The 6,130-nt window shown below is 72.4% G+C and carries 4 protein-coding genes; 2 read left to right on the top strand and 2 right to left on the bottom strand.

Annotation, left to right across the window (positions count from 1 at the left end):
* Positions 1-12: 12 nt before the first annotated feature.
* Together ACTIGN_RS15420 and ACTIGN_RS15415 are read right to left on the bottom strand one after the other, a co-directional pair.
* On the bottom strand, positions 13-2,394 hold the full coding sequence (locus tag ACTIGN_RS15420; protein ID WP_439625347.1) for a TolC family protein: 2,382 nt from the start codon (positions 2,392-2,394) through the stop codon (positions 13-15).
* Between the two features lie 224 nt (positions 2,395-2,618).
* Positions 2,619-2,951 (bottom strand): Mpo1-like protein, encoded by a 333-nt coding sequence (locus ACTIGN_RS15415; protein ID WP_439625345.1) that lies wholly within the window; start codon positions 2,949-2,951, stop codon positions 2,619-2,621.
* A gap of 221 nt (positions 2,952-3,172) precedes the next feature.
* Between ACTIGN_RS15415 and ACTIGN_RS15410 the strand changes: the two genes are divergently transcribed.
* Both ACTIGN_RS15410 and ACTIGN_RS15405 read left to right on the top strand, forming a co-directional pair.
* Entirely contained in the window at positions 3,173-4,522 is a 1,350-nt protein-coding gene (locus ACTIGN_RS15410) for a DUF1501 domain-containing protein (protein WP_439625343.1), read from the top strand.
* Positions 4,523-4,763: 241 nt separating this feature from the next.
* A complete protein-coding gene (locus ACTIGN_RS15405; RefSeq protein ID WP_439625341.1) occupies positions 4,764-5,975 on the top strand; it encodes a Gfo/Idh/MocA family protein in 1,212 nt (403 codons plus the stop codon).
* The last annotated feature ends 155 nt before the right edge of the window (positions 5,976-6,130 follow it).

The raw sequence follows: 6,130 nt of genomic DNA, 5'->3' as shown, positions 1-6,130 counted from the left end.
GGCACCCCTCAGTTACTGGCCCGCGACGGGCACCGTTCCCGGGGCGGGCATCGCCGGCCCCGGCGGGGGGACCGGCAGCGGCGGCGTCGGCGGGGCCGCCGGGAGCGGGACCGGGGTCGCCCGCGGGGCGGTCGCGGTGCCGGCGAGCGGCACCCGCTTCGGGATCACCACCGTCCCGATCGGCTCGAAGTACGGCTCGCCCCCGCCCGTGGGCCCCTCCGCGACCGGCGCGCCCGGGACCGGGGCCGGGAACCCCATCCGCGACGAGCCCACGGGCAGGGCGCTCATCCCGATCCCGCTGGGCAGGCTCGGCAGCGCCTTCGGGTTCTTCTTCGGGTCCACGGGCAGCGGGTCCGGCAGCGCGTCGGGCAGCGGGTCCCGCTTCTCGGCGAACGGGGGCAGCGTGATGTTGCCGATGAGGGCCGAGCCGACCGGCGGGTTCACGGTCGCCCCGCCGATCACCCCGGGGCCGGCCGGGGGCGGCAGGCACTCCCGCTCCCGGAGCTTGAGGGCCGCCTCGGTCCGCTCCCGGATGTGGTCCGCGGCCTTCTTCTGGGCCCACGGCGGGAGCGGCCCCTCGTTCACCGACACGTTGTTGTACTGCTGGCTCGTCCCCTTCGCGAACTCCAGCGCGGCCAGGGCCGAGTTGTAGTCCGCGATGGCCCGGAACTCCTGGGCGATGGACGTCGCCAGGTCCCGCTGCACCTGGAGGTACTGCTGGTAGTACGCCGAGTCCCACCGGCCCAGCTCGATGACCTCCTTGATCTTCCCGAGGTAGATCTGGAGGGCCATCCGCTCCTCCCGGGCCGGCCCGATCTCGGCGTGGGCCTGGATCACCGCGCGGTACTGCTGGACCAGGTACTCCAGCGCCTTCCGCTCGGCGTCGCGGAGCTGGAAGTAGCTCCGGGCCAGGTTCAGCTGCGCGTCGCGGACGAGCCCGTTGGCGTCGCGGAACCCGAGCGGCATGTCGAGCCGGAACCCGATGGTCCAACTGTTGAACTGGTTGCTGGTGAGGCTCGCCAGCGCGTTGCCCGGGATGCCCCCGGGGAGGTTCTCGCTCCCGTCGAGGCGGGTGCCCAGGCCGGCGACGTTGTACTGCCCGAACGACCGCAGGTCGGGCCGGCGGAGGTTCTGCTGGAGCAGCAGGTTCAACTGGTTCGCCTTGATCAGCTCGCGGGCCTGGAGCAGCTCCGGGCGGTGGGCCAGCGACTCGTTCGCGGCCTCGTAGAAGTCCGGGCGGAACGGGGCCTCGTTCGGCCGGTCGATCGGGATCAGCCGGAACCCGTCGTCGCTCCGGAGCCCGAGCAGGCCGCGGAGCTGCCGCTCGGCGTCGAGCACCTGGCCCCGGGCCTGGTACACCTGGCGGCGGAACCGCTCGAACTGGGCCCGGGCCTGGTACGCGTCCTGCGGGGGCTGGTTCCCGGTCTCGACCCGGATCTTGATGAACCGGTACCCCTCGAACGCCTGCCGCATCCCCTCTTCCTGCGCGTACAGGTTGTAGTACGCGGCGTACAGGTTCCAGTACGCGGTCTCGACGTTCACCAGCATGAAGTTGACGCGGGTGTCGAACTCGGCCTTGGCCTGGTCCACCCGGATCCGGCTGATGAGGATGCCCTCGGTCCCGCCCCCGCCGCTCGGCGCGAGGCCCAGGAGCGCGCTGCCTGGGTGCGCGGGCGACAGCAGGTTGGCCTCGACCCCGAACAACCGGAGCAGCGGCTGCTCGAACGAGAACTGGACCTGGGGGATGTAGTTCGGGTTCACGAACCCGTTCCCGGACCCGGTCGTGAACTTCTGGTAGTCGGTCTGGAACGTGATGCCCGCGGTGCCGCCCGTGGGCAGCGGCTTGGCCAGCGTGCTGGTCAGGTTGGCCACGTCGCGGGAGTTCTGGAACGACAGGAACTGCGCCGCCGTCGGCTGGTCGAACTTCTGCCAGGTGATCGAGTTGATCCACCGGGCGTCGAACTTCGACAGCGACCGCTCCAGGCTCACGGCCTGGAGCGCCGGGTCGATGGCGAACGCCTTGATGGTGTCGGACCCGGCGATGGTCCGCCCGCCCTGGACCTCGATCGAGTCGTTGATGAACCCGAAGTTGGCCGTGTTCTGCTGGCCGATGTTGCCCTGCTCGAGGGCGATGGCGATGCACTCCTTGAGCGTCACCATCCGCGACGGGCGGACCGTGTTGAGGACGTCCCCCGGGCCGCCGGGGGTGACCGGGTCCACCACGCTCGGCGTGATCGTGCTGTGGGGCTCGGTCTCGAGCCCCCGCGGCAGCGCGTTCATGACGGCGTCCTTGTAGTCCGCCGGTTCCATGAACACGTGCTGCTTGCACCCGCCGGCCGCGCCGACGGCCATCACCCCGGCCAGAATCCGCTGAGTCCACCGCTTGCGAATCATCGCGTCCCCCCGTCCCGGACCGCGCGTTGCCCAAGGAGTCCCCCGACTCCGATAGGGCTGCTCCCCTCACATCGACACGCGCCGCGGGGGAATTTACCGGATTCACCGGTCGGATGGGATTTCCCGACGCGGCGGGCGGAAACCTGGGCGGACTGACGGGTCCGGCTCAAGGTGCGGGGACCGGGCGGGCGCGAGACGGGGCGGGCGGCGCAGCCGGGGGAACCTCACGCCCGTTCGGAGGTCGCGGGCTCGGCCGCGGCGTACTGCGGGGCGATGGCGACGACCGGCAGGCCGAGGAGCCGCTTCAACGGGATGAGTTCGCCGACGTCGTTCCCCTCGACCCGGTGCCCGACCCACTGGAGGAGGTACCCCAGTGCGAGCGCCCCGGCGCCCCACTCCCAGTCGGCGACGAACAGCAGCGGTACGCCCGCGACGGCGACCGGGATGCCGACCATGTGGATCCAGAAGTTGAAGGCGTTCTGGTGCCGGGGGAGCCAGTTGCGGCGCGCCCGCTTGGCGAACCGGAACAGCTTGCGCGCGATCGGGAAGCTCGGCATGTGTGCGGGCCGGGGGAGTATATGGGGGCGCGAGGACCATGATACGGAGGGGCCGGGCCCCGGCACCCGGCGGGGAAGCCGCTTGACACCACCCGGGCGGTCTGGGACAGTCAAGGCGCTCCGGCCCACCCCAGCGCGGCCCCCGCCCTGCCCCGCCCGCCGCCTCTTGCCCACCCCGCGCTCACCCGAGCCGCCCGACCGCTCGCGACGGAGAACCACAGATGAACACCCGAGCCACCCGGCCGCGCCCGTGCGGCGGCGTCACGCGGCGCGAGGCGCTCCGCGTCGGTAGTCTCGCGCCGCTCGGCTTCGGGCTCTCCGACCTGCTGCGGGCGTCGGCGCCCGCCCCCAGGGCGCACGCGAAGTCGGTGATCGTGCTGTTCATGTGGGGCGGGCCGAGCCACCTCGACACGTGGGACCCGAAGCCGAACGCGCCGGTCGAGGTCCGCGGCGAGTTCCAGCCGATCGCGACGACGGTGCCCGGCCTCCAGATCAGCGAGCACTTCCCGCGGCTCGCGGCCCGGGCGCACCAGTACGCCGTCGTGCGGTCGATGACCCACACGGACCCGGCCCACCTGTCGCCGGTCCACCACCTGATGACGGGCCGGGTCGCGCCGAAGCCGAACTCGGACGCCGACGGCGCGACCCGCGGCGACGCGCCGTGCCTCGGGGCCGTCGTGCAGAAACTTCTTCCCTCGGGTGGCGCGGTGCCGCAATCGGTCACGCTCCCGTGGGCCGTGTCGCACCCGTCGGCCCCGGGCGGCACCGCACCCGGCCAGAACGGCGGGTGGCTCGGCCGCGGGTTCGACCCGTTCCTCGTCTCCGGCAACCCGAACCTGCCGGCGTTCGCGGTCGCGGGGCTGAACACCCCAGCCGACGTGCCCGCCGGCCGGATGCGGGACCGGGCCGAACTCGCGCGGCACTTCGACCGCACCGGCGGCCCGGGCGGCGACTTCACCGGCCTCCAGGGCAAGGCGCTCGACCTGCTGCTGTCGCCGGCCGTTTCGACCGCGTTCGACCTGTCCCGCGAGTCGGCGACCCTCCGCGACAAGTACGGCCGGCACCCGTTCGGCCAGAGCTGCCTGCTGGCCCGCCGGCTGATCGAGGCCGGCACGCGGCTGGTCACGGTGAACTGGCCCGACGACGGCAAGGCGTTCTGGGACACGCACGGCGACAACTTCCCGTCGCTGAAGACGCGGCTGATGCCGCCGGCCGACGCGGGGTTCGCGGCGCTGCTCGACGACCTGACGGCCCGCGGGTTGCTCGACGAGACACTGGTGGTGTGCGTCGGCGAGTTCGGGCGCACGCCGCGGGTCGAGTCGGCCGGGCGGCAGCACTGGCCCGGGTGCTACTCGGCGGTGCTGGCCGGCGGCGGCGTGCGCGGCGGCGCGACCTACGGGTCGAGCGACAAGATCGGCGGCCGCCCGGAGACCAACCCGGTCGCCCCGGCCGACCTCACGGCGACCATCTACCACGCGCTCGGCCTCGACCCCGAGACCGAGATTCGCGACCCGGCCGGCCGCCCGTGGAAGCTGGCCGACGGCACCCCGGTGCGCCAGTTGTTCGCGTGAGGGCGCTGGCTCTTGGCGAGCGGGGGGCGTGAGCCCCCGAGTGCGACCCCAACCACGGCAACCGAGGACCCAGCGGCGACGCCCGGTTGGTCTGCGCTCTTCGGCGTCTGGTGTCGCACTCGGGGGGCTCACGCCCCCGCTCGCCTATGCCGGGCAACGAATCGTTGCGGCCGCCGGCCGTTCGGTTACAGTAGCAGTCTGCCGACTCCCCGCCTCCGATCCTCTTCCCCAGGACAGACGCATGTCAACGCACCACCCCACGCGCCGCGAGGCGCTGGTCGCGGCCGCCGCGGGCCTCCCCGGCCTCGCGTTCGCCCAGACCCGCCCGGCCGCCAACGAGCGGATCACGATGGCGACCATTGGCACCGGGGGCCAGGGCACCGGCGACATGGGCGGCTTCATGAGCTTCCCCGAGGTGCAGATGGTCGCCGTGTGCGACGTCGTGCCCGAGCACCGCGAGCAGGCCCGAAAGAAGGTCAACGCCCGGTACAAGAACGAGGACTGCAAGGCGTACAGCGACTTCCGCGAGGTGCTCGCCCGCGACGACATCGACGCCGTGCTCATCGGCACCCCGGACCACTGGCACGCGCTCATCACCATCGAGGCGTGCAAGGCCGGCAAGGACGTGTACTGCGAGAAGCCCGAGAGCCTCACGGTCCGCGAGGGCCGGGCGATGGTCGACGCGGTGCGGCGGTACGGGCGGGTGTTCTCCGGCGGCAGCCAGCGCGTCCTGGGCGACTACGGCGACTGGCCGCGGCTCGTGTGGGGCGGGTCGATCGGCACCGTCAAAGAGGTGTACGCCGACTGCGGCGGCCCCCCGGGCGACTGCAACCTCCCCGAGGAGAAGCTGCCCGCCGGGATGACGCCGGAGGAGTGGGAGCTGTGGCTCGGGCCGGCCCCGAAGCGGCCGTTCCACACGTCGCTCATCAAGGGCGGGTTCCGCCCGTTCCGCGACTACAGCGGCGGCGGCATGACCGACTGGGGCGCGCACCGGTTCGGCGCGGCGATGTTCGCGACCGCCCACCACCTCACCGGCCCGACCGACGTCACCCCGCCGGACGGCAAGGACGTGAAGCACCTCACCTTCACGTTCCCCGACGGGATGAAGATGTACCACGGCGGCACGAAGGACATCCGGTACGTCGGCACCGAGGGCGAGCTGGACCGCGGCGCGCCCCGGCCGGCAAAGCCGCCCCGGGCGTCGGACATGCCGACGTACAAGGGCCGCGGGGGCATCTTCGGCGACTTCCTCGCGTGCGTGAAGAGCCGCGAGAAGTGCTTCCGCGACATCGAGGTCGCGCACCGCACCTGCACCGTGTGCCACCTGGGCAACATCGCGTACGCGCTCAAGCGGCCGCTCAAGTACGACCCGGTGAAGGAAGAGATCGTCGGCGACCCGGAGGCCGCGCGCTGGCTCGACCGTCCCAAGCGCGAGCCGTGGGCGCTGTCGTGACTTCGCGAACAAGTAGGTCACTCGCTCCGCGAGTGACACCGACCACGATCTGATGCGCCCCGGCACCAGTTGTTGCGCCGGGGCGGGACACGCGGTGCGCGTCGCCTCCCTTGCACCCCTCCTCAACATTGCACCCACCCCAGCGCTACCCTCTC

The organism is Gemmata sp., assembly GCF_051859125.1.
Taxonomy (GTDB): Bacteria; Planctomycetota; Planctomycetia; order Gemmatales; family Gemmataceae; genus Gemmata.
The sequence above is the reverse complement of the archived record's forward strand: the minus strand, read 5'-3'. Positions and strand labels throughout refer to the sequence as shown.